This is a genomic window from Streptomyces aureus (assembly GCF_000725495.1).
In the GTDB taxonomy this organism is placed as follows: domain Bacteria; phylum Actinomycetota; class Actinomycetes; order Streptomycetales; family Streptomycetaceae; genus Streptomyces; species Streptomyces aureus_B.
Map to the genome: position 1 here is coordinate 397,268 of NZ_JNZD01000002.1, position 24,995 is coordinate 422,262.

The following is a 24,995-nucleotide window of genomic DNA, read 5'->3' on the forward strand; positions in this document are numbered from 1 at the left end:
CCCGGCGGGGGAACTTGCCCCTCCGGGCGCACGACTGTTGACTCACTTCATGAACAACAACGGGGCATACAAGGACAGTTGTCGCAACGGTACGGACAGAACAGAGGAACGGCGCAGTCAGGCGCAGCGGGACGCCGCCACCGTCGAGATCGGGTACGCCCTCGCCAGCGCGGCGTTCGTCGCCGCGGTCGCCTCCGGTTTCGTCGCCGGACCCGCCCTCTTCCTGCCGCTGTCACCGGGCACGGTCCACGCCCTGGTGACGGCCGGCGGCGTCCTGGCAGCCACCCTCTTCCCCCTCCGGGTCGCGACCGTGCTCTACCGCTTCCACCGGCACGGCACCCCGGCTCAGCCCAGCCAGCCGGGCCGCACCAACCCCGACTCATAGGCGAGCACGACCAGTTGGGCCCGGTCACGGGCCCCCAGCTTCACCATCGTCCGGCTGACGTGGGTCTTGGCGGTGAGCGGACTGACGACCAGACGGCGCGCGATCTCGTCGTTCGAGAGTCCGATGCCGACCAGCGCCATCACCTCCCTTTCCCGGTCGGTGAGTTCGGCCAGGGCCGTCGCCGACTCGGGCTCCTTGGAACGGGCCGCGAACTCGGAGATCAGCCGCCGCGTCACCCCGGGCGAGAGCAGGGCGTCGCCGTCGACCACCGCCCTTACCGCGCGCAGCAGTTCCTCGGGTTCGGTGTCCTTGACCAGGAACCCGGACGCGCCGGAGCGGATGGCCTCGAAGACGTACTCGTCGAGCTCGAACGTGGTGAGCATGACCACCTTCACGTCCCCGAGGTCCGCGTCGCCGGTGATGCGGCGGGTGGCGGCGAGGCCGTCGAGCGCGGGCATCCGGATGTCCATCAGGACGACGTCCGGGCGCAGTTCGCGCACAGCGCGCAGCGCCTGCTCGCCGTCGGCGGCCTCCCCGGCCACCTCGATGTCCGGCTGCGCGTCGAGCAACGCCTTGAACCCGGCCCTGACCAGCGACTGGTCGTCGGCGAGCAGTACGCGGATCACCGGTTCTCCTCCTTGGCCTTCCACGGCAGCACGGCCAGCACGCGGAACCCTCCGTCGTCACGCGGACCGGCCTCGATCGTGCCACCGAGGGCGGCCGCCCGCTCCCGCATCCCCGCGAGTCCGTTGCCGCTTCCGCCCGCCTCCGCTCCGGTGGCGGGCCCGTCGTCGTCGATCCGCAGTCGCAGCACACCCCGTTCGTGATCGAACCGCACCCGTGCCCGGCGCGACCCCGAGTGCCGTACGACGTTGGTGAGCGCCTCCTGGACGATGCGGAACGCGGCCAGATCGGTACCGGGGGCCGGCGCCGGGACCTCGCCCTCGATCTCGACCGTCAGCCCGGCGCTCGCCGCCTGCTCGACCAGTTCGGGCAGCCGGTCGAGCCCGGGAGCGGGCGCGCGCGGCGCCTCACCCGGCGCCCGCAGGGTGTCGAGAACCTGCCGGACCTCGCCGAGCGCCTCCTTGCTGGCCGCCTTGATGGTGGTGAGCGCCGTACGGGCCTGTTCGGGGTCGGAGTCGAGGAGCGCGAGACCGACTCCGGCCTGGACGTTGATGACCGAGATGCTGTGCGCCAGTACGTCGTGCAGTTCCCGGGCGATCCGCAGCCGCTCCTCGTCGGCGCGACGCCGGGCGGCCTGGGCGCGCTCGGCCCTTTCCCGGCTCCACTGCTCCCGGCGCACCCGTACCAGCTCCGCCAGCGCCACCACCGCCACCACCCAGGTGGCGATGCCGATCTCCTGCATCCACGACGGGGCGTGGTCGCCGGTCGGCGGCAGTGTGCGGTAGAGCCAGTGCGCGATCAGGAGGTGGCCCGCCCACAGCAGGCCGACCGCCGTCCAGGCCGCCCGGCGGTGTCCCGCGACCACGGCACTGAAGCAGGCCACCGCGACGGGGAGGAAGACCGGCCCGTACGGATATCCCGCGCCCACGTAGACGAGGGCCACCGCGGCCGTGCCGAACACGACGAACACGGGGTACCGCTGACGCCAGAGCAGCAGACCGGAACCTGCCACCAGGAGCGCCCGGGAGAAGGGATCGAGGGCGAGCCGGTCGGCGTGCTGGGCGTGGGCCGCGAAGCCGGAGCCGACGAGCACGAAGGCGGTCAGGAACAGCGTGGAACGCCAGGGCCAGCGCGCGCGGCGCTCCTCGTCACTCCAGCGGTCCCACCCCGGGTGCCCCTGCCACCGGCGCGGCGGACCGCCCCACGCCGGCGCCGCGGGTGTGCGCTGCTCTTCCATGCCCGTCACGCTAGACGCCAGGCCGCGACGACGGCGTCCGCCGGGCGAGGTGATCACCCGTACTCCCCACGGAGTACGACGGGGCGGGGTGCCGGCTGACCAAGGTGCGATCCGAGCGGCGTTCCGGCGGAGGCGCCGCCCGGCCGGGGCTCGCCGAGGGCGGCGCGGCCCGGGATCTGCGCGGAGTGCAGCCCGACCAGGTCCAGGCCGAGCGCTGCCCGGCGCGGCCGAGTGCCGCCCGGCAGACGGGAGGGGCAGACAGGCCCAGGCCCTAGGCCGAGTGCGGCCCGCCCGCCGTCTCGCCCGGCTCCGGGTAAACGAGCCCCACGTCGTGCGCGAGCCGCCCGGCGGCATGCCGGAAGAAGGGTTCCCGGTCCTCCACCACCTTGTTGAACTGGCCGAACAGTTCGAACCCGATCAGTCCGTAGAGCTGCGCCCACGAGGCCACGAGTGCCACCACCACCTCGGCCGGCAGATCCGGGGCGAGCTCGGCGGCCATCCGCCCCGCCTCGGTCTTCAGCCCGGCGGGCAGCGGTGTCCGGGCCAGCCCCCTGCCCCGGTGCGCGTCCCGGACGATCCCGATCAGGAGGAGCCCGACCCGGGACGCGGCCGGAACGGTCTCCTGCGGCGCGACATACCCGGGGACGGGGGAGCCGTAGATGAGCGCGTACTCGTGCGGATGCCCCAGCGCCCAGCGCCGCGCCGCCGTGCACACGGTGACCCAGCGCTCGCGGGGGCCGGCGGCGGCCACCTCGGCGTGCGCGAACTCGGCGGCCTCGCCGAGGGAGTCGTAGGCATCGATGATGAGCGCGGTTAGCAGGTCGTCCCGGCTGGGGAAGTAGCGGTAGAGCGCCGAGGACACCATCCCCAGTTCCCGGGCGACGGCCCGCAGCGAGAGCTTGGCGGCTCCCTCGGCGGCGAGCTGTCTGCGCGCCTCGTCCTTGATGGCCGCCGTGACCTCGATCCTGGCTCGGGCACGTGCCCCTCGCGCGGTACTCATACGGTGCAGTGTCCCACGTTTTCAGAGCACTGCACACAAACGAGAGCGGCGATCCGAAAATAGATCAATGCTCTGAGATGCGATCGGCAGACACACATGAGAGCGGCGCACAAAAACGAGAGCACTGCTCTTGCGCGGGAGCACCGATCCGGTGCAGACTCTTCTCAAGCGAGAGCAGTGCTCACAAAACAGATCGGCGCTCTCGCCACCACACGACTCACGGACGCCACGCGCCCCGCAGAACACGCACCACCCGCAGACCCCCATAAGCCTCACAGCCCACGCAGACCACGCAGACCCCGAGAGGTAACCGTGTCCACTCACGTCCAGAAGCCCGGCTGGTTCACCGTCAACGTCTTCAACCGCGCCGTCGCCTGGATCACGCGGCGTGGACTCAGCGTCTGGGGCTCGCGCGTCCTGGCCGTCCGCGGCCGCAAGAGCGGCGAGTGGCGGACCACTCCGGTCAACCTGCTCACCGTGGACGGCGAGCAGTACCTCCTCGCGCCCCGCGGACATGTCCAGTGGACGCACAACATGCGGGCGGCCGGCGGCGGCGAGCTGCGCCTGGGCAAGAAGGTCGACACCTTCACCGCCGTGGAGGTCGCCGACGACGACAAGGTGCCGCTGCTGCGCGCGTACCTCAAGCGCTGGAAGGCCGAGGTGGGGGTGTTCTTCGGCGGCGTAGGCCCCGACTCGTCCGACGAGGAGCTGCGGCGCATCGCTCCCGACCACCCGGTCTTCCGGATCACGGTCACCAACTGAGGCCGGCCGCGGCCGTCCGGCCCGGCATCACAACCGGAGACGGCCGACACCGGCCGTCTCCGCCACGCCCCCCGTGGCACCCGACCTGGCCAGCCGCGCCCGGCCCGCCGCCGACGATGCCCCAACCGGTCCCAGGCGCACCCGGCCGTGGTCCATGCGACACCAGCCGTGGCCCAAACCGCACCAGCCGTGGTCCGAGCGGCACCCGGTCACAGCCCCGGCTGCGACCGGGCCGCCCCCGCCTAGGGCGTGTTGCGAAAGTCCCGCCTGCCGGGCGAACGACGAGACTTTCGCAACACGCCCTAGTCCTCCGCTCCCCCGGCCGCCGGGGTCCTGCGGTCCAGGGCGGTCAGGGCGCGCCCGACCGCCGGGTGGGTCCTGATGATCTCCCCCAGCGTGGTGGAACCGCGGGTGATGCCCGTGAACGCCTTCCACACCGGGCGCAGGCCGGTGAGACCGGCGTGGAACATGCCGGGGCGACGCTCGAAGGCCGCGAGCAGGCGCTTGCCGACGCTCATCTCGACCCCGAGCCCCGCCTTGATCGCGAAGGCGTAGTTCAGTGCCTGCCGGCGGGCGTCCACCGCGTCGTGGGCCTCGGCGATCCGTACCGCCCACTCGCCCGCGAGCCGTCCGGAACGCAGGGCGAACGAGATGCCCTCACGGGTCCAGGGTTCGAGCAGTCCGGCCGCGTCGCCGCAGACGATCACCCGGCCGCGCGACAACGGGGAGTCGTCGGCCCGGCAGCGCGTCAAGTGGCCCGAGGAGATGGACGGTTCGAAGCCAGCGAGACCGAGCCGGGCGATGAAGTCCTCCAAGTACCGCTTGGTGGCCGCGCCTTCGCCGCGCGCGGAGATCACGCCGACGGTGAGCGTGTCGCCCTTGGGGAAGACCCATCCGTAACTGCCGGGCATGGGGCCCCAGTCGATCAGGACGCGCCCGCGCCAGTCCTCGGCGACCGTCTCCGGCACCGGGATCTCGGCCTCCAGGCCCAGATCGACCTGGTCGAGCTTCACCCCGACGTGCGCTCCTATGCGGCTGGCGCTGCCGTCGGCGCCGACCACCGCGCGCGTCAGGATCGTCTCGCCGCCCTGAAGGACCACGGCGACGGTGCGCCGGTCCGGCACCGCCGAACCGTGCTGCTCGACCCGCGAGACGGTGGCTCCCGTGCGTAGTTCGGCGCCGGCCTTCTGCGCGAACTCGACGAGCTGCTGGTCGAACTCGGGGCGGTTGATCAGCCCGAACAGCATGTGCCGGGAGCGCCGGGTGCGGGCGAACCGGCCGTCCATCGAGAAGGTGACCGCGTGCACCCGGTCCTTGAACGGCAGCTCGAAGCCGGGTGGCAGCGCGTCGCGCGAGGGACCGATGATGCCGCCGCCGCAGGTTTTGTAGCGGGGCAGTTCGGCTTTCTCCAGCAGCAGGACGCTGCGTCCCGCGACCGCTGCCGCGTAGGCGGCCGAGGCGCCGGCCGGTCCCGCGCCGACGACCACGACGTCCCACACCTGCTGTTCGTCGTCCGCCGCACGCCGCTCGTCGTCCGCCGGAGAGTTCTCGCTGCTCACGTTGGTCTACTGCTCCCAGTCCAGCCGTCTGCCGCACCTGTCCCCCGCATCCTACGGCGGGCATCGCCGCAGGCCGCTGTGGGAGGATCTGCAACGGATGCGTCCTGTACACCAGTCCGCATCACTCGATCATCTGTACACAGAAGTACAACGTCGCACCCACAAGGAGCGTGCCCATGTCGTCGAATCCGGTCGCCGAGACCGTCGCCTCGCTCATGCCCCGGGCGAAGGCGGAGCTCGCCGAGCTGGTGGCCTTCAAGTCGGTGGCGGACTTCGACCAGTTTCCGCGGAGCGAGAGCGAGGGCGCGGCGAACTGGATCGCGGACGCCCTGCGCTCCGAGGGCTTCGAGGACGTGGCACTGCTCGACACCCCGGACGGCACGCAGTCGGTGTACGGCTATCTGCCGGGGCCCGAGGGCGCGAAGACGGTCCTGCTGTACGCGCACTACGACGTGCAGCCGCCGCTGGACGAAGCGGCGTGGACGACGCCTCCGTTCGAGCTGGTGGAGCGCGACGGCCGCTGGTACGGGCGGGGCAGCGCCGACTGCAAGGGCGGTGTCGTCATGCACCTGCTGGCGCTGCGTGCCCTGAAGGCGAACGGCGGCGTCCCGGTGCATGTGAAGGTCATCGTCGAGGGTTCGGAGGAGCAGGGCACCGGCGGTCTCGAGCGGTACGCCGAGGCGCACCCGGAGCTGCTGACCGCAGACACCATCGTGATCGGCGACGCCGGCAACTTCCGGGCGGGTCTGCCGACGGTCACCGCGACCCTGCGCGGCATGACGCTCGTACGGGTGCAGGTGGACACCCTCGAGGGGAACCTGCACTCCGGACAGTTCGGCGGTGCGGCGCCCGACGCGCTGGCGGCGCTGATCCGTGTCCTGGACTCGCTGCGGGCGAAGGACGGTTCGACGAAGGTGGACGGCCTGGCGGCCGACTCCTCGTGGGACGGCCTGCAGTACGAGGAGCAGGCGTTCCGTGAGGACGCCAAGGTGCTCGACGGGGTGGAGCTCATCGGCTCCGGCACGGTCGCCGACCGGGTCTGGGCGCGTCCGGCCGTCACGGTGCTCGGGATCGACTGCCCGCCGGTGGTCGGCGCGACGCCGTCGGTGCAGGCGGGTGCCCGCGCGCTGATCAGCCTGCGCGTGCCGCCGGGCTTCGACGCGGTCGAGGCGACGAAGCTGCTCCAGGCGCACATCGAGGCGCACACGCCGTGGGGCGCGCGGGTGAGCACGGAGCCGATCGGGCAGGGCCAGGCGTTCCGCGCGGACACCTCCAGCCCCGCGTACGCGTCGATGGCCGAGGCCATGGCGGTCGCGTACCCGGGCCAGGAGATGCAGTCGGCGGGCATGGGCGGCTCGATCCCGCTGTGCAACACGCTGGCCTCGCTGTACCCCGACACGGAGATCCTGCTCATCGGCCTGAGCGAGCCGGAGGCGCAGATCCACGCGGTGAACGAGAGCGTCTCGCCGGACGAGCTGGAGCGGCTGTCGGTCGCGGAGGCGCTGTTCCTGCGGAACTACGCGGCGAGCTGACCCTCCCCGTACCCGCCTGTGGTCAGGGCCCGTGCCACCCGGCGCGGGCCCTGACCGCGTAAATCCCCTTCGGCGCGGAGGGCACCGTTCACGTCCGCTCCGTCCACGACGGCGTATCCCGCCCGAGCGGGGCCCGGCAGCACGGCGGACACCGCCCGGTCGGGCACGCGCGTCAGGGCGAGGCATCGGCCCTGTCAGGCCGCCCGTTCACCACGGCGGGGCGTTCAGCCCAGCGGTACGCCCGCCTCCAGGTACAGGGCCGCGCCGCGTTCCCGGGCCCGCAGGGCCCAGCGGAGGCGTTCGAAACGTACGGGTGGCAGCAGGTCGGCCGCCTCCTGTTCGGTGACGAAGCGCCAGCCCCGCAGTTCGGGGCCGGGGAGCAGGAGCCCCCGCACCGCCTGTTCGTCGAGACGGCCGCCGTCGAAGAGGAGGCGCAGTCCGCCGTAGGCGCGCGCGGCGGGCGACTCCCAGTCGACGACGAGCAGCGTGGGCACCTCGTCGAGGGTGATGCCGGTCTCCTCGGTGACCTCGCGCATTCCGGCGCGGGCGGGGGCCTCGCCGGCCTCCACGACCCCGCCGGGGAACTCCCATCCCGCCTTGTACGTGGGGTCGACGAGCAGGACCCGGTCGTCGTCGTCGAAGAGGAGCACTCCGGCGGCGACCGTCTCGGCGGTGGGTTCGGGGGTCTGCACGATGTCGCAGACGGGTGCGTCGCCGGTGCGTACGGCTTCGGCGACGCGTACGGCGGTGTCGTACGGAGTGAGCGCGCTGGTGTCGACGGGGTGGGCGTCGGCGGCGAGCCAGGAGAGCGCGGCACGGTAGGGCTCGATGTGGTCGTAGGACCACTGGCGCACCCGCATCTCGCCGTCGGGCAGGTCCGGAGGGACCTCACGACCCGCTATTCGCTCCCGCAGGATCGTTTCCGCCGGGGCGAGGAGCACATGGCGCACCGGGATGCGGCGCGCGGCGAGGCCGCCGAAGATCTCGTCCCGGTAGTCCTGCCGGAGCAGGGTCATGGGGACGACGAGGACACCGCCGAGCTCGGCGAGCAGGGCGGCCGCGGTGTCGACCACGAGCCGCCGCCAGATCGGCAGGTCCTGGAAGTCGCCGACCTCGGCGAGGTGCTTGGCGGGAAGCAGTTGTGTGAGCGCGGCCCCGACGACCTCGGGGTCGAAGAGCGTGCTGTTCGGGATCAGCTCGATCAGTTCCCGTGCGGTGGTGGTCTTTCCCGCACCGAACGCACCGTTGATCCAGACGATCACGATTCCCCCTCTTCTGTGGCCCCCTGAGGCTTGCCCGCTCCACCCTGCCACGGAAACCAGCCGCTGATGAGGGCGCCCGCACACGGCGGCGCCGGTGCCCCCGTCGCGGGGACACCGGCGCGGCGCTGCGGTGCTTCAGCTGTTCTGGCCGCCGAGGGCGCCGTCGTCGATCGCCAGGTTGTCGGTGCCGACGGTGTGGTCGACCGAGCTGAGCGTGTCGTTGACGTTCAGATCGTTGAGGTTGTCCCCGCTCAGGGCGTGGGACGGGGTGATCGCCGCGACGACGAACCCGGTGGCGAGGGAGGCAAGGGCGAGCATGCTGCGCTTCTTCATGCCCGGTTCAACTACGGAGACCGCGCGGGGTCACGGGTGGACCGCACACCTTCACCGACACCGGTTCGGATGCGAGCCGTCGCCTCCATCCGCACCGGCCCAAAGCCGGGCAGTCGCCTCGATCAGCGCCCGCCCAGACCCGGGCTCCATCGGGACCGCCTCAGACGCTCATCAGCACCGGCCCGGACCCGAGCCGCCGCCTCGGCACCGGCCCAAACGCGGGCTCCATCGGCACCGGCTCAGACGCCCATCCGCACCGGCTCAGACGCGAGCCGTGGACGGCGTCTGCGACCTGCGGGTGAGGGCCGCCGCGGCCGCGCCGACCAGGCCCGCGTCGGTGCCCATCAGCGCGGGCGCCACGGTCAGGCGCCGGACGAAGGACAGCGTGGCGTAGTCGGCCAGGGCCCGGCGCAGCGGTGCGAAGAGGACCTCGCCCGCCTTGCCCACACCGCCGCCGATCACGGCGATGTCGATCTCGACCAGGGTCGCGGTCGCCGCGATGCCGGCCGCGAGCGCCTGCGCGGCCCGCTCGAAGGAGGCCACGGCGACCGGGTCCCCGGCGCGGGCCGCCACGGCGACCGCAGCGGCGGAGGTGTCGCCGTCGGGGCCGGGCAGCCAGCCCGCGTCGAGGGCGCGGCGGGCGATGTTCGGGCCGCTGGCGATGCGCTCGACGCAGCCGCGGGAACCGCAGGGGCAGAGGTCACCGTCGAGGTCGACGCTGATGTGTCCGATGTGGCCCGCGTTTCCGGTGGGGCCCGCGTGCAGCTGCCCGTTCAGGACGAGTCCGCCGCCGACGCCGGTGGACACCACCATGCACAGCGCGTTGTCGTGGCCACGGGCCGCGCCCTGCCAGTGCTCGGCGGCGGTGATGGCGACGCCGTCACCGATCAGCTCGACGGGCAGTCCGCCCGCGGCCTCACGGACGCGCTCGACCAGCGGGTAGCCGCGCCAGCCGGGGACGTTCACGGGGCTCACCGTGCCCGCGGAGGCATCCACCGGGCCCGCGCTGCCGATGCCCAGGGCGGCGGCCCGACTCCAGAGCGGGGAGACGGCCAGTTCACCGATGACGTCCTCGACGGCGCGCATCACGGTGTCCCCGTCCTCCTGGGCGGGCGTCGGACGCTGTGCGCGCAGGAGAATCCGGCCGTGGCCGTCCACCAGCGCTCCGGCGATCTTGGTGCCGCCGATGTCGAGCGCGGCCACGAGGTCGGTGTGCATCAGAGTCAGGTCTCCCATGGGGTGTCGTGACGGGCCCGCCGCGCCGCGGGTCCGGGGTCTTCGGCCGGAAACCGGCGAATCCGGGCCCCGTCGTACGCGGCGCGGGGGCGCGCCGACGGACCACGGGGACCGTGCGCCCTGGGGAAGACGCAGGCCGGAGATTGCGGTGGACAGTGTCTCCCGCATCTGACAACGTTGTCCAGGCTCTATGCTCGACGCCACATCCTCATACAACCCCATGGACCTACGCATCCCCGTGGACGACAGGACAGGACAGCACATCGTGGCCGAGACCGCCCGCCGATCCGAGAACCGCTACGGAAACCGTCCGACCATGAAGGACGTGGCGGCGCGTGCGGGAGTCGGTCTCAAGACGGTGTCCCGTGTCGTCAACAGCGAGCCCGGGGTCACCCCGGACACGGAGCGGCGCGTCCAGGAGGCCATCGAGGCGCTGGGTTTCCGCCGCAACGACAGCGCCCGGGTGCTGCGCAAGGGCCGCACCGCGAGCATCGGGCTGGTCCTGGAGGACCTGGCCGACCCGTTCTACGGGCCGCTGAGCCGCGCGGTCGAGGAGGTGGCCCGCGCGCACGGCGCCCTGCTGATCAACGGGTCCAGCGCGGAGGACCCGGACCGGGAGCAGGAACTGGTCCTCGCGCTCTGCGCGCGCCGGGTGGACGGTCTGGTGGTGATCCCGGCGGGCGACGACCACCGCTATCTGGAGCCGGAGATGAAGGCGGGCGTCGCCACGGTCTTCGTGGACCGCCCGGCCGGCAGGATCGACGCCGACGTCGTGCTGTCGGACAGCTTCGGCGGTGCCCGGGACGGCGTCGCCCATCTGATCGCCCACGGTCACCGCCGGATCGGGTTCATCGGCGACATGCCCCGCATCCACACCGCGGCCGAGCGGCTGCGCGGCTACCGGGCGGCGATGGAGGACGCGGGGATACCGGTCGAGGACGCGTGGATGTCCCTCGGGGTCACCGATCCGCAGCGGGTGCGCAAGGCGGCCGAGGACATGCTCTCCGGCCCCTCGCCGGTCACCGCGGTCTTCGCGGGCAACAACCGCGTCACGGTGACCGTCGTGCGGGTCATCGCCGAGTGCGGCCGCCCCGTCGCCCTCGTGGGCTTCGACGACATCGAGCTCGCCGACCTCCTGGAGCCCGGGGTCACCGTCGTCGCCCAGGACGCCGCCGCCCTCGGCCGCACCGCCGCCGAACGCCTCTTCCGCCAGCTGGACGGCAACCTCATAGCCCCGGAACGCATCGAACTCCCGACCCGCCTGATCACCCGCGGCTCGGGAGAACTGCCGCCGTCCTCCTGAGTCCGCGCGGGGCGGCGGGCGGATCTCCGTTCCGGGCGCCCCGCTACTGGCCCGACGCCGTCAGGTCCCCCCTGCGTGGCCGGGCGAAGTTTTCCAGTTCGTGGCGGGTCAGGCCCGAGGTGCGGGACACCTCCGACGGGGCCAGGGCTCCGCAGTCCAGGCCGCGCAGGAGGTAGCCGCTGAGGGCCTTGGCGGTGGCGGGCTCGTCCAGGACGTCGCCGGGGGCGTGGCCGGCGTAGCGGGAGAGGCGGGCCGCCGCCTGTTCGTAGCCCTCGCGGTAGAAGGCGAAGACGGCCGCGTAGCGGGTCGGCAGATGGGCCGGGTGCATGTCCCAGCCCTGGTAGTAGGCGCGGGCCAGGGCGCGGCGGGTGAGGCCGTAGTGCAGTCGCCAGGCGTCGTGGACCTTCCCGGTGGGGCCGACGGGCAGGACGTTGGTGGAGCCGTCGGAGAGGCGTACGCCGGTGCCGGCGGCCGCGACCTGCATGACGGCCTTGGCGTGGTCGGCGGCGGGGTGGTCGCCGGCCTGGTGGGCGGCGGAGACGCCGAGGCAGGCGCTGTAGTCGAAGGTGCCGTAGTGGAGTCCCGTGGCGCGGCCCTCGGCGGCCTGGATCAGACGGGCGACGGTGGCGGTGCCGTCGGCGGCGAGGATCGCCTGGCTGGTCTCGATCTGGATCTCGAAGCCGAGGCGGCCCGGCTCCAGGCCGGTGGACTTCTCGAACTCCTCCAGCAGCCTGACCATGGCGGTGACCTGCTGCGGGTAGGTCACCTTGGGCAGGGTGAGGACGAGTCCGCCGGGCAGACCGCCCGCCTCCATCAGGCCGGTCAGGAAGATGTCGAGGGTGCGGATGCCCCGGTCGCGGACCGGGGCCTCCATGCACTTCATGCGGATGCCCATGTACGGGGCGGCTGTCCCGTTCGCGTACGCCTCGGCGACGAGCCGGGCCGCGCGGGCCGCCGCGGCGTCCTCCTCGGCGTCGGGGCGCGGGCCGTAGCCGTCCTCGAAGTCGACGCGCAGGTCCTCGACGGGTTCGCGCTCCAGCTTGGCCCGTACGCGGTCGTGGACAGGTCCGGCGAGTTCGTCGGCGAGGCCCAGGACGGCGGCGAAGGACGCGGCGTCGGGGGCGTGTTCGTCGAGGGCCGCGAGGGCCCGGTCGCCCCAGACGCGGACGGTGTCGGCGGCGAACGCGTCCGCGGGCACGTACACGGTGTGGACGGGCTGCCGGGTGCCGGGGTCTCCTGGGTAGAGGCGCTCCAGTTCGGCGTCGACGGGGGCGAGGGAGGCGCCGACCGCTTCGACGACGGCGCCCGAGAGGCTCGTCGCCACCTTCTCCTTGTGACCCTGGCCCATCCGAGACCCTCCCGTTTTCCGCCGCATGGAATCAACAATTTGTTGAATGACGCTATCCGGCGAGCTTCCCGCGGGTCAACACCCCCGTGGGCCGCGGGACATTCCGCGGCTTCGTGGAGTTCACGCCCGTTCCGGCCGGAGTGGGCAGGCTCTCCGGGTCCCTTCCCCTCCAGTGGGTGCGCGTCCCGTCCCGCCTCGCGACCGAAGGAGCACGCGTGCCCGATTCCAGCAGAATGACCCGGCGTACGGGGCTGCGAAACGCGGTGGCCGCCGCCGTCGCCCTGCCGCTGCTCACCACCGCCCAAGCGGCCGTCGCCACCCGGCGCCCCCGTCCCCGGCTCGACGTCATGACCTACAACCTGCGCTTCGCGAGCACCGAGGAACCCAACAGCTGGGCGGCGCGCCGTCCGGTGATGCGCGAGCTCCTGCGCCGTACGTCGCCCCACGTCCTCGGCACCCAGGAGGGCCTCTACCGGCAACTGCTCGACATCGAGGCCGACCTGGCCCCGCACTACGCGTGGATCGGCACCGGCAGGGAGGGCGGCAGCGACGACGAGTCCGTGGCGGTCTTCTACGACACCCGGCGGCTGGCTCCGCTGGCCCACGACACGTTCTGGCTCTCGGACACGCCCCGGGTCGTCGGCTCCAACACCTGGGGAGCCATGTTCCCGCGGGTCGCGACCTGGGTCCGCTTCCGCGATCTGGCGGACGGCGGACGGCGGTTCCACGTCCTCAACACGCATCTGGACCACGCGAGCCAGTACGCGCGGACCCGGGCCGCCTCGCTCATCGCCGAGCGGGTCGCGGCGTTCGATCCGTCGCTGCCGTACCTGGTGACCGGCGACTTCAACGCCGCGGCGCACCGCAACGAGGTCTACGACATCCTGCTGGGCGCCGGGCTCACCGACACCTGGGACACGGCCGCCTCGCGGAGCGCGTCCTACGCGACCTTCCACGGCTACGCCCCGCTGACGCCGGACGGCGACCGCATCGACTGGATCCTCGCGGGACCCGGTGTCGAGGCGCGCCGGGCCTCGATCGACACCTTCTCGCTGCACGGCCGGTTCCCGAGCGACCATCTGCCGGTACGGGCCTCGCTGACCCTGGGATGAACGAGCTCCCCGCCCGGGCCGGGAGCCGGGACGCACCGGAATCGGAACCGGAACAGACCAGGAGCCCCGACGGACCGGCCCCGGGAGCCGGAACGGACCGGGAGCCGGAACGGACGAGGGCCCCCGCGACCGGTGCGGTCGCGGGGGCCCTCCTCAGCGTTCGGGGATCAGCCCTTGCGGGTCTTGATCTCCTCGGTGAGCTGCGGGACGACGTCGAAGAGGTCGCCGACCACTCCGTAGTCGACCAGGTCGAAGATCGGCGCCTCGGCGTCCTTGTTGATCGCCACGATCGTCTTCGACGTCTGCATGCCGGCGCGGTGCTGGATGGCGCCGGAGATGCCGGAGGCGATGTAGAGCTGCGGCGAGACCGACTTGCCGGTCTGGCCGACCTGGTTGGTGTGCGGGTACCAGCCGGCGTCGACCGCGGCGCGCGAGGCGCCCACGGCGGCACCGAGCGAGTCGGCGAGGTTCTCGATGATCGAGAAGTTCTCGGCGCCGTTGACGCCACGGCCGCCGGAGACGACGATCGCGGCCTCGGTCAGCTCCGGACGGCCGGTCGACTCGCGCGGGGTGCGGGCGGTGACCTTGGTGCCGGTGGCCTTGTCGGAGAAGGTGACCGCGAGGGCCTCGACGGCGCCGGCGGCCGGGGCGGCCTCCACGGCGGCCGAGTTCGGCTTGACCGTGATGACCGGGGTGCCCTTGGAGACACGGGACTTGGTGGTGAAGGAGGCGGCGAACGCGGACTGCGTGGCCACCGGACCCTCGTCACCGGCCTCCAGGTCGGTGGCGTCGGTGATGATGCCCGAGCCGATGCGGACCGCGAGGCGGGCCGCGATCTCCTTGCCCTCGGCGGAGGACGGGACGAGCACGGCGGCCGGGGAGACGGCGTCGTACGCGGCCTGGAGGGCGTCGACCTTCGGCACGACGAGGTAGTCCGCGTACTCGGCGGCGTCGTGCGTGAGGACCTTCACCGCACCGTGCTCGGCGAGCGCGGCGGCGGTGTTCTCGGCACCGGAGCCGAGGGCGACGGCGACGGGCTCGCCGATGCGGCGGGCCAGCGTCAGCAGTTCGAGGGTGGGCTTGCGGACGGCACCGTCCACGTGGTCGACGTAGACGAGAACTTCAGCCATGGGAATGCACTCCTGCGGATTGCGAAGTCTGAGGGGCGGTGAGCGGGGTGGGCCTTGGCCGCGGAGACGGTCCGGGGGAAAGCCCCGGACCACCGGCGACTAGATGAACTTCTGGCCCGCGAGGAACTCAGCGAGCTGCTTGCCGCCCTCGCCCTCGTCCTTGACGATCGTGCCGGCGGTGCGCGCCGGACGCTCCGCGGCGGAGTCGACCGTGGTCCAGGCGCCCTCGAGGCCGACCTCTTCCGCCTCGAGGTCGAGGTCGGACAGGTCCCAGGACTGCACCGGCTTCTTCTTCGCCGCCATGATGCCCTTGAAGGACGGGTAACGCGCCTCGCCCGACTGGTCGGTCACCGACACGACCGCGGGAAGGGAGGCCTCCAGCTGCTCGGAGGCGGTGTCGCCGTCGCGGCGGCCCTTGACCACGCCGTCCTCGACGGAGACCTCGGAGAGCAGGGTGACCTGCGGGACACCGAGGCGCTCGGCCAGCAGCGCCGGGACGATGCCCGCGGTGCCGTCGGTGGAGGCCATGCCGGAGACGACCAGGTCGAAGCCGGCCTTCTCGATCGCCTTGGCCAGCACCAGCGAGGTGCCGACTGCGTCGGTGCCGTGCAGGTCGTCGTCCTCGACGTGGATGGCCTTGTCGGCACCCATGGACAGCGCCTTGCGCAGCGCGTCCTTGGCGTCCTCGGGGCCGACGGTCAGCACGGTGATCTCGGCGTCGTCCGCGTTCTCGGCGATCTGCAGCGCCTGCTCGACGGCGTACTCGTCGAGTTCGGACAGCAGGCCGTCCACGTCGTCACGGTCGACGGTCAGGTCATCGGCGAAGTGCCGGTCGCCAGTGGCGTCGGGCACGTACTTCACAGTGACAACGATCCTCAAGCTCACGCCGGCTCTCCTACTGCATCGTCATTTCTGGGCTGCCTTCTTTCAGGCAGCATAGGCGCCTGAAGCGGCCGATCCCGGTCGGGGCGGCCCGCGCTCCGAACGAAATATTACTCACCAGTACACCCACAGGACGCACACTAAGCAAGCGCTTTGGACTGTGACCTTCGCAACGCTGTGTAACCGGTGAGTAGAACCGGCGAGTAGCAAACCGGATGCCCCCGGCCTGCGGGTTCAGTCACGCAGACCGTTGAACCGGCCCTGGTGGTAGAGCAGCGGGCCCCCGACGCCCGAGTGATCGCCCAGCACGACCTCCGCCAGGACGATGCGGTGGTCGCCCGCGGGGACGCGCGCCACGACACGGCACACCAGCCAGGCGAGCACGTCGTCGAGCAGGGGAACTTCCTCGGGGCCCTTACGCCAACGGGTGGGCTCGCCGAAGCGGTCGGCGCCGCTGCGGGCGAAGGTCGCGGCCAGCTCCTGCTGGTGCTCGCCGAGCACATGGACGCCGACATGGCCGGACGTGGATATCGCGGGCCAGCTGGAGGCACCCGTGCCGATGCCGAACGAGACGACCGGGGGCTCGGCCGAGACCGAGGTGAGCGAGGTGGCGGTGAACCCGACGGGACCGCGGGCACCGGGAGCGGTGATCACGGCCACACCGGCGGCGTGCCGCCGGAACACCGAGCGCAGCAGATCCGGCGAGGCGGGCCGTGGGGTGCCGAGGCCGGGGGTGGCCGTCATGGAGCTGTCCTTCTGCGAGAGCCGACGTGGGGTTCCGGCCGCACGGGCGGAACCGGGAGCGGGAGACGGTCCTTGGCCGGTCAACAGCCCGGACCGCACGCGCCGGCGGCGCGGGGCGGGTCCGTGTCGGCGAGCTCGGGGAGAAGGCTGTGCGGTGACATACGGTCAGGCTGACGAGAGGCGGCGGGCACAGTCAAGGGCGTACGCGCATGTGGGAGATGGCTCACCATGATCGCCACCACCCGCACGCCCCCTCCTGTCACCGGGTCAGACAGCCTCGCCCAGTGCCGCGATCACGTCCGCCTTGCGCGGCTGGCCGGTGGCCCGGCGCACGATCCGGCCGCCGGCGTCGAGCACGAGCACCGTGGGTGTCTTGAGGATGCCGAGGTCGCGGACGAGGTCCAGGTGGTCCTCGGCGTCGATCTCCACGTGGGACACGCCGCCGACCAGGGCGGCCACCTCGCCCAGCACGCGCCGCGTGGCCCGGCAGGGGGCGCAGAAGGCACTGGAGAACTGCACGAGCGTGGCCCGTTCCCCGAGGGCCTGCCCCAGCTCCGCCGCTCCGAGCCGCCGTCCGCCGTCGCGCCCGCTCACCCGCACCCTCCCGCTCCGCCGCCGGTGCAGCACTCCGTACACACTCGCCGCCGCGAGCACAGCCAGACACACCACGAGACCGTTCATCGACTTCAGCAGCGTTCACGAGACCGCAAAGATTCCCGGGACCGATCCGCCCCGTCCATACGGAATGCTTGATTCATGGACATCGACACAAGAGGCCCGCGGTTCGGGGCGGTGGTGACGACCGTCGTACTGGCTATCGCGCTGATCACCGGGAGCGTCTGGCTGCTGGCGTGGCAGACGCTGGCGTTCGCCCTGGGCGCGGCGGGCGGGGTGGCGCGCTCGCCGTACGGCTGGCTCTTCCGGAAGGCGGTCCGGCCGCGGCTCGGCCCGCCGACGGAGTTCGAGGCACCCGAGCCGCCGCGGTTCGCGCAGGCGGTCGGCCTCGCGTTCGCGGTGGTGGGCCTGATCGGCTGGACCGCCGGCCCGCAATGGCTGGGATCGGCGGCGACCGCGTGCGCGCTCGCGGCGGCGTTTCTCAATGCTGCGTTCGGGTACTGCCTCGGTTGCGAGATGTACCTGGTCGTACGGCGTGTGACGGTTCGCGCAAAGTAAAGGCGCGTTAAAGCTCCAGGTGGATCAAGGGGACGACGTGACGAGGATCTCGCCGTTCCACGGCACCAGGACTGGCCACCCATCCGTTCTTCGGGCACGATCTGCGCATCGCCGTAAACCTACGGCAGCGTAACTTTCCCGCCGGGGGCACCCTTCCCAGGCAGAGAGAAGGGTCCACCCCGTCCATGGCAGAGCTTGTCTACCGTCCCGTCGTCGGCCTCGCCCAGACACTGTTCAAGGCGTGGGACCTCAAGATCGACTGCAAGGGATCGGAGAACATTCCGCGCTCGGGCGGTGCCGTGCTGGTCAGCAATCACATCAGCTACCTGGACTTCATCTTCGACGGCCTGGCCGCCCTGCCGCAGAAGCGCCTGGTGCGCTTCATGGCGAAGGAGTCGGTCTTCCGGCACAAGATCTCCGGTCCGCTGATGCGGGGCATGAAGCACATCCCGGTGGACCGCGCCCAGGGCGAGACGGCGTACCAGCACGCGCTGGAGTCGCTGCGCTCCGGTGAGATCGTCGGCGTCTTCCCCGAGGCGACCATCTCGCAGTCGTTCACACTGAAGAGCTTCAAGTCCGGTGCCGCGCGCATGGCGCAGGAGGCCGGCGTGCCGCTGATCCCGATGGCCCTGTGGGGTACGCAGCGGCTGTGGACCAAGGGACACCCGCGCAACTTCAAGCGCAGCCACACCCCGATCACCATCCGGGTCGGCGAGCCGGTGGAGGCCCCGAAGGACCAGTACGCGGGCGCCATCACCCGGCGGCTGCGCGGGCGGGTCCAGGAGCTGCTGGAGTCGGCGCAGCGCGCCTATCCCGTCCGCCCCAAGGGGCCCGAGGACACCTGGTGGATGCCCGCCCACCTCGGCGGCACCGCGCCGACCCCCGAAGAAGTGCGCGCGGCCGAGGCCCGCTGACCCCTTCCCCGAACCGTCGGCACGGACCGCTTCCCTTCGCCTCACCGGGGCGCGTCGCCACCCGGCGCGCGTCGCCTCACAGCGCGAGGGGAAGCGTCCGCAGCAGGGAGACGCGGCCCGGGGCGGCCTTCATGGCGCCGACCACGGCCGGGTGCGGTTCGGCGTACAGCCCCGGATAGTCCAGCTCGTCGAGGTCCGGGTCGGGCGTGAAGGCGAGCCGTTCTCCGTCCAGGGAGAAGCGGGCGTCGACACCGGGCTTGTTGCCCCGGGGGTCCTGCCGGTGCCAGGCGCCGTCGAGGCGTAGGGCGACCAGACCGTGGAGCACCTCGAACTTCTGGTAGCAGAACGCCGTGGGGATGTCCTCCGCCCGCAGGAGCGCGGCCAGCGCGTGGGCCTTGGCGTGGCAGATCCCGGTGCGCTGCTCCAGGACGTCGGAGGCCCGCCACGTGACCCGGGGATCCCCGGAATCGGCCGAGTGCGGGATGGTGTCCCGTACGAACTCGAACGCCGAGCGTGCATAGTCATACGAGTCGACGGAGTCCCTGGCGAGCCGGGCGGCGGTCTCGCGGACGCGCGGATGATAGTGGTCGACTACATCGTCGGCGGCCAGGTAGGCGGACAGGTCGCTCGATTTCTGGATCAGCTCCATGCCCGTAGAGCATAAGTATGCGACCACCCGAGCGTCAATGACTTTTCGAGTGGCCGCATATTTATGCATCGACTGCTACTGCTGGGCCATCTCTTCCTTGAGCGCCGCCACGAACCCGTCGACGTCGTCCTCGGTGGTGTCGAAGGCGCACATCCAGCGGACGTCGCCCGCGGCCTCGTCCCAGAAGTAGAAGCGGTAGCGCTCCTGGAGCCGCACGGTCACGTCGTGCGGCAGCCGGGCGAAGACCGCGTTCGCCTGGACCGGGTAGAGGATCTCCACCCCGTGCACGGCGCGGACGCCCTCGGCCAGACGCTGGGCCATCTCGTTGGCGTGCCGGGCGTTGCGCAGCCACAGGTCCTTGGCCAGCAGCGCCTCCAGCTGCACGGAGACGAAGCGCATCTTGGAGGCGAGCTGCATCGACAGCTTGCGCAGGTGCTTCATGTGGCTGACGGCGTCCTGGTTCAGGACGACGACGGCCTCGCCGAACAGCGCGCCGTTCTTCGTGCCGCCCAGCGACAGGATGTCGACGCCGACCGCGTTGGTGAACGTCCGCATCGGGACGTCCAGGGAGGCGGCCGCGTTGGATATCCGGGAACCGTCCAGGTGCACCTTCATGCCGTGCGCGTGGGCGTGGTCGCAGATCGCGCGGATCTCCGCCGGCGTGTACAGCGTGCCCAGCTCGGTGCTCTGGGTGATCGAGACGACCTGCGGCATCGCACGGTGCTCGTCGTCCCAGCCGTACGCCTGCCGGTCGATCAGCTCGGGCGTGAGCTTGCCGTCGGGCGTGGGCACGGTGAGCAGCTTGAGGCCGCCCATGCGCTCGGGGGCGCCGCCCTCGTCGACGTTGATGTGCGCGCTCTCCGCGCAGATCACCGCGCCCCAGCGGTCGGTGACCGCCTGGAGCGCGACCACGTTCGCGCCGGTGCCGTTGAAGACCGGGAAGGCCTCCGCGCCGCCCCCGAAGTGACTGCGGATGATCCCCTGCAAGTTGTCCGTGTAGTCGTCCTCGCCGTACGCGACCTGGTGCCCGCCGTTGGCCAGGGCCAGGGCGGCGAGCACCTCGGGGTGGGCCCCCGCGTAGTTGTCGCTGGCGAAGCCGCGGACGGCCGGGTCGTGGTGACGCCGGGCGTCGGTCTTCTGAGGGTTCACGGCTTCTCGGTCAGCCACAGGCGCTTTCCGTTCACTTCGGCGGCGGGCTTGTCCCAGACTCCGACGATGGACTCGGCGAGTTCCGTGACGTCCGTGAAGCCCGCGAACTTCGCGTTCGGCCGCTCGGCGCGCATCGCGTCATGGACCAACGCCTTCACCACCAGGATGGCGGCGGCGGAGGTCGCGCCGTCGGCGCCTTCGGCGATCCCGGCCTTGCGGAAGTAGTCCCCCATGGCCAGGGTCCACGCCTCGGCGGCGGCCTTGGCCGCGGAGTAGGCGGCGTTGCCCGCGGTGGGGTTGCTCGCGCCCGCGGCGCTGATCAGCACGTACCGGCCGCGGTCGCTCGCCTGGAGCGCCTCGTGGAAGGCGAGCGTGGTGTGCTGCACCGTGCGGATCAGCAGCAGTTCGAGCAGGTCCCAGTCGTCCAGGACCGTCTTCGTGAACGTCTCGCTGCCGCGCCAGCCGCCGACGAGGTGGACGAGCCCGTCCACCCGGCCGAAGTCCTTCTGGATGCGCGCCGCCCAGTCACGGGTGGACTGCAGGTCCAGCAGGTCGACGGTGTCGCCGACGACGGTGGAGCCGCCGTGGGCGTAACGGGCCGCGTCCACGGCCTCCGCCAGCCGCTCGGCGTCGTTGTCCGCTCCGATGACGGTCGCGCCCGCCTCGGCGAGCCGGAGCAGCGCCGCGCGGCCGGCGGGTCCGCCCGCACCCGCCACCGCGATCACCGCACCGCTGAGAGCCCCGTTCCCCATGGTCTTCGCCTCCTGAGCAATGTTCTCGCTACCGCGGTCGGTCACGCGGCGACCCGCTCGGAGCCGGCCGCGGTGATGCCCTTGGTGGAGGCGATCACATTCTTCAGCTTCTTGGAGAGCGCCTCATAGAACATGCTCAGGGGAAACTCGTCCGGAAGCACGTCGTCCACGAGCTTGCGCGGCGGCTGCGTCAGGTCGAGCGCGTCCGGGCCCTTGGCCCAGCGGGAGCCCGGGTGCGGGGCGAGGTAGGTGGAGACCAGCTCGTAGGCCTTGAACCAGTGGACGAGCTTGGGGCGGTCGATGCCCGCGCGGTAGAGCTCCTCGATCTCGGAGCACAGCTCGTTGGTGACCTGCGGGGCGCGCTGCCAGTCGATGTGCAGCTTGTTGTCGGTCCAGCGGACGACGTCGTGCTTGTGCAGGTAGGCGAAGAGCAGCTGGCCACCGAGACCGTCGTAGTTGCGGTTGCGGTCACCGGAGACGGGGAAGCGGAACATCCGGTCGAAGAGGACGGCGTACTGCACGTCGCGGCCGTGCTCGTTGCCCTCGGACTCCAGCTTCACGGCCTCCTTGAAGGCGGTGAGGTCGCAGCGCAGCTCCTCCAGGCCGTACATCCAGAACGGCTGGCGCTGCTTGATCATGAAGGGGTCGAACGGCAGGTCGCCGTGGCTGTGGGTGCGGTCGTGGACCATGTCCCAGAGCACGAAGGCCTTCTCGCAGCGCTCCTGGTCGGTGACCATCGCGGCGATGTCCTCGGGCAGTTCGAGGCCGAGGATGTCGACGGAGGCCTCGGTGACGGCGCGGAAGCGGGCGGCCTCGCGGTCACAGAAGATGCCACCCCAGGAGAAGCGCTCGGGCGCCTCGCGCACGGCGATCGTCTCCGGGAAGAGGACGGCCGAGTGGGTGTCGTACCCGGCGGTGAAGTCCTCGAAGGTGATGCCGCAGAACAGCGGGTTGTCGTAGCGCGTGCGCTCCAGCTCGGCCAGCCACTCGGGCCACACCATGCGCAGCACGACCGCTTCGAGATTGCGGTCCAGGTTGCCGTTCTGGGTGTACATCGGGAAGACGACCAGGTGCTGGAGGCCGTCCTCGCGGTTCGCGGCGGGCTGGAAGGCCAGCAGCGAGTCGAGGAAGTCGGGGACCTCGAAGCCGCCGTCGGCCCAGCGGCGCAGGTCCTTCACGAGCGCCTCGTGGTACGCCACGTCGTGCGGCAGCAGCGGGGAGAGCGTGTCTATCGCCTCGGTCACGCGCTGCACGACGGCCTCGACGTCGGCGACGGCGGGAGCGCCATCCGCGGTGAAGTCGATCGATCCGTCCTTCGACTGCCAGGGGCGGATCTCCTCCACGGCAGCCTTGAGCACGGGCCATGCCTGGTGCTCCACGACCCTGGCCACGGAGGAACCGTGCTCCTCCGTACCCACCTGCACAAGAACTTCCGTCATGTCCCATCCTCCACAGGAAAACCTCGCGTATGGACACCGTATGTATCGGAGGTTCCGTTTCGCAAGAGGGAACCCGGGAGATTATCCTGCGCACCCCCCGCCTTCACCGCTCTTTTTCCTGTCTGACGCCTTCTATGCGATGACATGCGCCACAGCCCTCCGAACGGTGCGGGACTCGACGGGTCCGCGGCGGCGGGGCGCCACGAGGGAGCGGGCGGGCGCCCGGCATCCACGGCGCGCCGTGTGAATCCGACACTCCCATTGCACGGCGCCGGAACGGGTACACAGAACAGCCAGGCCATTAGGCTGCGGCCTGGCGCGTGGCCGCCCCGCCGGAACCACGCGCGAGCCGAGCCGCCGTCGACGGAAGCGAGTCACGTCTTGAACTTCCTCACCATCGGTCACCGCGGAGTGATGGGCGTCGAGCCCGAGAACACCCTCCGTTCCTTCACCGCCGCCCAGAACGCGGGCCTCGACCTCATCGAACTCGATCTGCATCTGAGCAAGGACGGCGCGCTCGTCGTCATGCACGACGCCGACGTGGACCGTACGACCGACGGCACGGGGCCGATCGCCGACAAGACGCTCGCGGAGCTGCGCGCGCTGGACGCGGGGCGCGGTGAGCGCGTCCCCGTGTTCGAGGAGGTCCTGGAGGCGGTCAGGACGCCCCTGCAGGCCGAGATCAAGGACGTCGCGGCGGCCAGGGCGCTGGCCGAGGTGATGCACCGCAAGGATCTCGTCGGGCGGGTCGAGGTGTCGTCGTTCCACGACGAGGCGGTCGCCGAGATCGCCCGGCTGGTGCCGGGGGTGCGCACCGCGCTGATCGCCAGCCGCTACGGCACCGACGTGGTCGACCGCGCCGTCGAGGCCGGCGCCGCGACGGTGTGCCTCAACATCCGCAGGCTGAGCCTGGAGGTCGTCGAGGAGGCACGCAAGGCCGATCTGAAGATCATCGGCTGGGTGGTGAACACCCAGGACCAGCTCCGGCTGGTGCGCGCCCTGCAGCTGGACGGCGCCACGACCGACTACCCGGAGATCAAGCGCACCGGCCGCTTCACGGCGTAGCCGGGGCTCCGCGCCCCGACGCGACACCCACGGACCGCCCGGCGAGGACGCGCCGGGCGGCCCGGAGGCGGGGTCGACGCGGAGCCGCCGACGTGTGCGCCTCCGTGCGCGAAGGCCTAGACGAGCGGCTTGACCAGGAGTTCGAAGCTCAGGTCGTCGCGCTGGGGGATGCCGAAGCGCTCGTCGCCGTACGGGAACGGGGTCATCTTGCCCGTACGGCTGTAGCCGCGCCGCTCGTACCAGGCGATGAGGTCCTCGCGCACGGAGATCACGGTCATGTGCATCTCCGCGACACCCCACGTCGCGCGGGCCGTCCGCTCCGCCTCGGCGATGATCAGCTTGCCGAGCCCGCCGCCCTGGAGCGCGGGGCTGACCGCGAACATGCCGAAGTAGGCGTGGTCGCCGCGGTGCTCCAGCTGGCAGCAGGCGACGAGCACTCCGTCGCGCTCCACGGTCAGGAGCCGGCTGTCGGGCGACTCGACGACCGCGCGGACCCCCTCGGGATCGGTCCGCTGCCCTTCGAGGATGTCCGCCTCCGTGGTCCAGCCGGCGCGGCTGGAGTCGCCCCGGTACGCCGACTCGATCAGCGCGACCAAACCCTCCACATCGCTGTCGACGGCGTCGCGGAACGTCAGTCCGGTGGCGGCGGCGGTTTCCATGGGAGCGGTTCTCCGATCAGTGGCGCGGCTGGGCACGCCCGAGCGTAACGCTCCGCGTGTTCCGGCCGGGCGCTCCCCGTGTTCCGGCCGGGATCGGGCGGGGACAGCCCTTAGGCTCCGGGCGCATGGTGCATGTACTGAGCAGCCGGACCCTTCTGCGTCCGACCGACCCGGAGCGATCGCGCGTCTTCTACGGGGAACAGCTCGGCCTGGCCGTCTACCGGGAGTTCGGTACGGGGCCCGGGCGCGGGACCGTGTACTTCCTCGGCGGCGGTTTCCTGGAGGTCGCCGGACGGTCCGAGACCCCGCCCTCCCCCGCCCTGAAACTGTGGCTCCAGGTCCCGGACGCGACGGCCGCCCACGAGGAACTGGCCGCCGCCGGGGTGGAGATCGTGCGCGAGCCGGTCCGCGAGCCGTGGGGACTGATCGAGATGTGGATCGCCGACCCGGACGGCACGGAGATCGTGGTCGTCGAGGTCCCGGCCGACCATCCGCTGCGCCACCGGCCCTGACCCCCTCCGACCGGAGCCCGGAACCCGGCGTCCGGATGGCCGGTGCCCCGCCGCGGGCTTAGCGTGCTGAGGGGGTTCACCGACTCTCTCGCGCTGCGGAAGGAACGTCTTGACATCCTCCCCCGCCCTAAAGGACGGGGATTCCCGCCTGGCTGCCGGTGGTGACCGGCTGGGCCTTCGGGTGGGTTCCCCGTTCAACGGGCCGTGCCGGGCGTGGGATTTCCACCCCAGGAC

At 71.7% G+C, this 24,995-nt stretch carries 26 protein-coding genes; 9 read left to right on the plus strand and 17 right to left on the minus strand.

Annotated features, from left to right (window positions below):
* The first annotated feature begins 49 nt into the window (after nt 1–49).
* Nucleotides 50–385 carry a DUF6332 family protein gene (locus IO36_RS04035; protein WP_051899965.1) on the plus strand — a complete coding sequence of 112 codons (336 nt, stop codon included), beginning with the start codon at nt 50–52 and terminating at the stop codon, nt 383–385.
* On the opposite strand, the gene IO36_RS04040 is transcribed toward IO36_RS04035, so the two are convergent.
* From IO36_RS04040 to IO36_RS04050, 3 genes are all read right to left on the minus strand, one after another.
* Nucleotides 346–1,011 carry a response regulator transcription factor gene (locus IO36_RS04040; RefSeq protein ID WP_037616055.1) on the minus strand — a complete coding sequence of 222 codons (666 nt, stop codon included), beginning with the start codon at nt 1,009–1,011 and terminating at the stop codon, nt 346–348. The two genes, IO36_RS04035 and IO36_RS04040, sit on opposite strands and share 40 nt — an antisense overlap.
* Nucleotides 1,008–2,246 carry a sensor histidine kinase gene (locus IO36_RS04045; RefSeq protein ID WP_037616223.1) on the minus strand — a complete coding sequence of 413 codons (1,239 nt, stop codon included), beginning with the start codon at nt 2,244–2,246 and terminating at the stop codon, nt 1,008–1,010. The genes IO36_RS04040 and IO36_RS04045 overlap by 4 nt, the downstream gene beginning before the upstream one ends.
* A gap of 271 nt (nt 2,247–2,517) precedes the next feature.
* Nucleotides 2,518–3,246, minus strand: a complete 729-nt coding sequence (locus tag IO36_RS04050; protein WP_037616056.1) for a TetR/AcrR family transcriptional regulator — start codon at nt 3,244–3,246, stop codon at nt 2,518–2,520.
* Between the two features lie 312 nt (nt 3,247–3,558).
* Between IO36_RS04050 and IO36_RS04055 the strand changes: the two genes are divergently transcribed.
* Nucleotides 3,559–4,008 (plus strand): nitroreductase family deazaflavin-dependent oxidoreductase, encoded by a 450-nt coding sequence (locus tag IO36_RS04055; RefSeq protein ID WP_037616058.1) that lies wholly within the window; start codon nt 3,559–3,561, stop codon nt 4,006–4,008.
* Between the two features lie 302 nt (nt 4,009–4,310).
* Here the strand turns inward: IO36_RS04055 and IO36_RS04060 are convergent, their stop codons facing one another.
* The gene (locus IO36_RS04060) at nt 4,311–5,567 is read right to left on the minus strand and encodes a geranylgeranyl reductase family protein (protein ID WP_037616060.1); all 1,257 of its coding nucleotides are present in this window, start codon (nt 5,565–5,567) and stop codon (nt 4,311–4,313) included.
* 176 nt (nt 5,568–5,743) lie between these two features.
* Between IO36_RS04060 and IO36_RS04065 the strand changes: the two genes are divergently transcribed.
* On the plus strand, nt 5,744–7,099 hold the full coding sequence (locus tag IO36_RS04065) for a dipeptidase (protein WP_037616063.1): 1,356 nt from the start codon (nt 5,744–5,746) through the stop codon (nt 7,097–7,099).
* Between the two features lie 224 nt (nt 7,100–7,323).
* Here IO36_RS04065 and IO36_RS04070 read toward each other — a convergent pair whose 3' ends face one another.
* The 3 genes from IO36_RS04070 to IO36_RS04080 form a co-directional block, all read right to left on the minus strand.
* Complete coding sequence (locus IO36_RS04070; RefSeq protein ID WP_037616225.1) at nt 7,324–8,364, minus strand: NUDIX hydrolase; 1,041 nt, start codon at nt 8,362–8,364, stop codon at nt 7,324–7,326.
* A 132-nt stretch (nt 8,365–8,496) separates the two neighbouring features.
* On the minus strand, nt 8,497–8,694 hold the full coding sequence (locus IO36_RS04075; RefSeq protein WP_037616064.1) for a hypothetical protein: 198 nt from the start codon (nt 8,692–8,694) through the stop codon (nt 8,497–8,499).
* Nucleotides 8,695–8,955: 261 nt separating this feature from the next.
* Nucleotides 8,956–9,912 (minus strand): ROK family protein, encoded by a 957-nt coding sequence (locus IO36_RS04080; RefSeq protein ID WP_037616227.1) that lies wholly within the window; start codon nt 9,910–9,912, stop codon nt 8,956–8,958.
* A gap of 238 nt (nt 9,913–10,150) precedes the next feature.
* Between IO36_RS04080 and IO36_RS04085 the strand changes: the two genes are divergently transcribed.
* Nucleotides 10,151–11,233, plus strand: a complete 1,083-nt coding sequence (locus IO36_RS04085) for a LacI family DNA-binding transcriptional regulator (protein ID WP_209441150.1) — start codon at nt 10,151–10,153, stop codon at nt 11,231–11,233.
* Nucleotides 11,234–11,276: 43 nt separating this feature from the next.
* Here the strand turns inward: IO36_RS04085 and IO36_RS04090 are convergent, their stop codons facing one another.
* Nucleotides 11,277–12,581 carry a DUF6986 family protein gene (locus IO36_RS04090; RefSeq protein ID WP_037616067.1) on the minus strand — a complete coding sequence of 435 codons (1,305 nt, stop codon included), beginning with the start codon at nt 12,579–12,581 and terminating at the stop codon, nt 11,277–11,279.
* Nucleotides 12,582–12,796: 215 nt separating this feature from the next.
* Here IO36_RS04090 and IO36_RS04095 point away from each other — a divergent pair, with 215 nt between their 5' ends.
* A complete protein-coding gene (locus tag IO36_RS04095) occupies nt 12,797–13,693 on the plus strand; it encodes an endonuclease/exonuclease/phosphatase family protein (protein WP_037616073.1) in 897 nt (298 codons plus the stop codon).
* Nucleotides 13,694–13,860: 167 nt separating this feature from the next.
* Here IO36_RS04095 and IO36_RS04100 read toward each other — a convergent pair whose 3' ends face one another.
* The 4 genes from IO36_RS04100 to IO36_RS04115 all read right to left on the minus strand — a co-directional run bounded on the left by IO36_RS04100 (nt 13,861) and on the right by IO36_RS04115 (nt 17,130).
* Nucleotides 13,861–14,823: an electron transfer flavoprotein subunit alpha/FixB family protein gene (locus IO36_RS04100; RefSeq protein ID WP_037616075.1), complete on the minus strand. Its 963-nt coding sequence runs from the start codon at nt 14,821–14,823 to the stop codon at nt 13,861–13,863.
* A 99-nt stretch (nt 14,824–14,922) separates the two neighbouring features.
* Nucleotides 14,923–15,708 carry an electron transfer flavoprotein subunit beta/FixA family protein gene (locus IO36_RS04105; protein WP_037616076.1) on the minus strand — a complete coding sequence of 262 codons (786 nt, stop codon included), beginning with the start codon at nt 15,706–15,708 and terminating at the stop codon, nt 14,923–14,925.
* Nucleotides 15,709–15,939: 231 nt separating this feature from the next.
* Nucleotides 15,940–16,449 (minus strand): flavin reductase family protein, encoded by a 510-nt coding sequence (locus IO36_RS04110; RefSeq protein ID WP_037616078.1) that lies wholly within the window; start codon nt 16,447–16,449, stop codon nt 15,940–15,942.
* A 267-nt stretch (nt 16,450–16,716) separates the two neighbouring features.
* Nucleotides 16,717–17,130, minus strand: coding sequence for a TlpA family protein disulfide reductase (locus IO36_RS04115; RefSeq protein WP_037616079.1), 414 nt, complete (start codon nt 17,128–17,130; stop codon nt 16,717–16,719).
* A 75-nt stretch (nt 17,131–17,205) separates the two neighbouring features.
* Here IO36_RS04115 and IO36_RS04120 point away from each other — a divergent pair, with 75 nt between their 5' ends.
* Both IO36_RS04120 and IO36_RS04125 read left to right on the plus strand, forming a co-directional pair.
* Entirely contained in the window at nt 17,206–17,622 is a 417-nt protein-coding gene (locus IO36_RS04120) for a DUF4395 domain-containing protein (RefSeq protein ID WP_037616081.1), read from the plus strand.
* Between the two features lie 185 nt (nt 17,623–17,807).
* Nucleotides 17,808–18,536, plus strand: a complete 729-nt coding sequence (locus IO36_RS04125; protein ID WP_037616083.1) for a lysophospholipid acyltransferase family protein — start codon at nt 17,808–17,810, stop codon at nt 18,534–18,536.
* Between the two features lie 76 nt (nt 18,537–18,612).
* On the opposite strand, the gene IO36_RS04130 is transcribed toward IO36_RS04125, so the two are convergent.
* The 4 genes from IO36_RS04130 to IO36_RS04145 form a co-directional block, all read right to left on the minus strand.
* Nucleotides 18,613–19,185 carry a transglutaminase domain-containing protein gene (locus IO36_RS04130; protein WP_037616085.1) on the minus strand — a complete coding sequence of 191 codons (573 nt, stop codon included), beginning with the start codon at nt 19,183–19,185 and terminating at the stop codon, nt 18,613–18,615.
* A 75-nt stretch (nt 19,186–19,260) separates the two neighbouring features.
* Complete coding sequence (locus tag IO36_RS04135; RefSeq protein ID WP_037616088.1) at nt 19,261–20,334, minus strand: threonine aldolase family protein; 1,074 nt, start codon at nt 20,332–20,334, stop codon at nt 19,261–19,263.
* The gene (locus tag IO36_RS04140) at nt 20,331–21,086 is read right to left on the minus strand and encodes an SDR family NAD(P)-dependent oxidoreductase (protein ID WP_037616090.1); all 756 of its coding nucleotides are present in this window, start codon (nt 21,084–21,086) and stop codon (nt 20,331–20,333) included. The genes IO36_RS04135 and IO36_RS04140 overlap by 4 nt, the downstream gene beginning before the upstream one ends.
* A 41-nt stretch (nt 21,087–21,127) precedes the next feature.
* Nucleotides 21,128–22,525, minus strand: a complete 1,398-nt coding sequence (locus tag IO36_RS04145) for a DUF6421 family protein (RefSeq protein WP_037616092.1) — start codon at nt 22,523–22,525, stop codon at nt 21,128–21,130.
* 381 nt (nt 22,526–22,906) lie between these two features.
* On the opposite strand from IO36_RS04145, the gene IO36_RS04150 reads away from it, so the two are divergent.
* The gene (locus IO36_RS04150) at nt 22,907–23,590 is read left to right on the plus strand and encodes a glycerophosphodiester phosphodiesterase (RefSeq protein ID WP_037616094.1); all 684 of its coding nucleotides are present in this window, start codon (nt 22,907–22,909) and stop codon (nt 23,588–23,590) included.
* Between the two features lie 116 nt (nt 23,591–23,706).
* Here IO36_RS04150 and IO36_RS04155 read toward each other — a convergent pair whose 3' ends face one another.
* Nucleotides 23,707–24,249 carry a GNAT family N-acetyltransferase gene (locus IO36_RS04155; RefSeq protein ID WP_037616097.1) on the minus strand — a complete coding sequence of 181 codons (543 nt, stop codon included), beginning with the start codon at nt 24,247–24,249 and terminating at the stop codon, nt 23,707–23,709.
* A 125-nt stretch (nt 24,250–24,374) separates the two neighbouring features.
* On the opposite strand from IO36_RS04155, the gene IO36_RS04160 reads away from it, so the two are divergent.
* The gene (locus IO36_RS04160; protein ID WP_037616098.1) at nt 24,375–24,761 is read left to right on the plus strand and encodes a VOC family protein; all 387 of its coding nucleotides are present in this window, start codon (nt 24,375–24,377) and stop codon (nt 24,759–24,761) included.
* Nucleotides 24,762–24,995: the final 234 nt, after the last annotated feature.

Coding starts and splice junctions, on each gene's coding strand:
- IO36_RS04035 (WP_051899965.1), top strand. CDS start 50: ATGAACAACAACGGGGCATACAAGGACAGTTGTCGCAACGGTACGGAC.
- IO36_RS04045 (WP_037616223.1), bottom strand. CDS start 2,246: ATGGAAGAGCAGCGCACACCCGCGGCGCCGGCGTGGGGCGGTCCGCCG.
- IO36_RS04050 (WP_037616056.1), bottom strand. CDS start 3,246: ATGAGTACCGCGCGAGGGGCACGTGCCCGAGCCAGGATCGAGGTCACG.
- IO36_RS04065 (WP_037616063.1), top strand. CDS start 5,744: ATGTCGTCGAATCCGGTCGCCGAGACCGTCGCCTCGCTCATGCCCCGG.
- IO36_RS04075 (WP_037616064.1), bottom strand. CDS start 8,694: ATGAAGAAGCGCAGCATGCTCGCCCTTGCCTCCCTCGCCACCGGGTTC.
- IO36_RS04080 (WP_037616227.1), bottom strand. CDS start 9,912: ATGCACACCGACCTCGTGGCCGCGCTCGACATCGGCGGCACCAAGATC.
- IO36_RS04085 (WP_209441150.1), top strand. CDS start 10,151: ATGGACCTACGCATCCCCGTGGACGACAGGACAGGACAGCACATCGTG.
- IO36_RS04090 (WP_037616067.1), bottom strand. CDS start 12,581: ATGGGCCAGGGTCACAAGGAGAAGGTGGCGACGAGCCTCTCGGGCGCC.
- IO36_RS04100 (WP_037616075.1), bottom strand. CDS start 14,823: ATGGCTGAAGTTCTCGTCTACGTCGACCACGTGGACGGTGCCGTCCGC.
- IO36_RS04110 (WP_037616078.1), bottom strand. CDS start 16,449: ATGACGGCCACCCCCGGCCTCGGCACCCCACGGCCCGCCTCGCCGGAT.
- IO36_RS04115 (WP_037616079.1), bottom strand. CDS start 17,130: ATGAACGGTCTCGTGGTGTGTCTGGCTGTGCTCGCGGCGGCGAGTGTG.
- IO36_RS04120 (WP_037616081.1), top strand. CDS start 17,206: ATGGACATCGACACAAGAGGCCCGCGGTTCGGGGCGGTGGTGACGACC.
- IO36_RS04125 (WP_037616083.1), top strand. CDS start 17,808: ATGGCAGAGCTTGTCTACCGTCCCGTCGTCGGCCTCGCCCAGACACTG.
- IO36_RS04130 (WP_037616085.1), bottom strand. CDS start 19,185: ATGGAGCTGATCCAGAAATCGAGCGACCTGTCCGCCTACCTGGCCGCC.
- IO36_RS04140 (WP_037616090.1), bottom strand. CDS start 21,086: ATGGGGAACGGGGCTCTCAGCGGTGCGGTGATCGCGGTGGCGGGTGCG.
- IO36_RS04145 (WP_037616092.1), bottom strand. CDS start 22,525: ATGACGGAAGTTCTTGTGCAGGTGGGTACGGAGGAGCACGGTTCCTCC.
- IO36_RS04155 (WP_037616097.1), bottom strand. CDS start 24,249: ATGGAAACCGCCGCCGCCACCGGACTGACGTTCCGCGACGCCGTCGAC.
- IO36_RS04160 (WP_037616098.1), top strand. CDS start 24,375: ATGGTGCATGTACTGAGCAGCCGGACCCTTCTGCGTCCGACCGACCCG.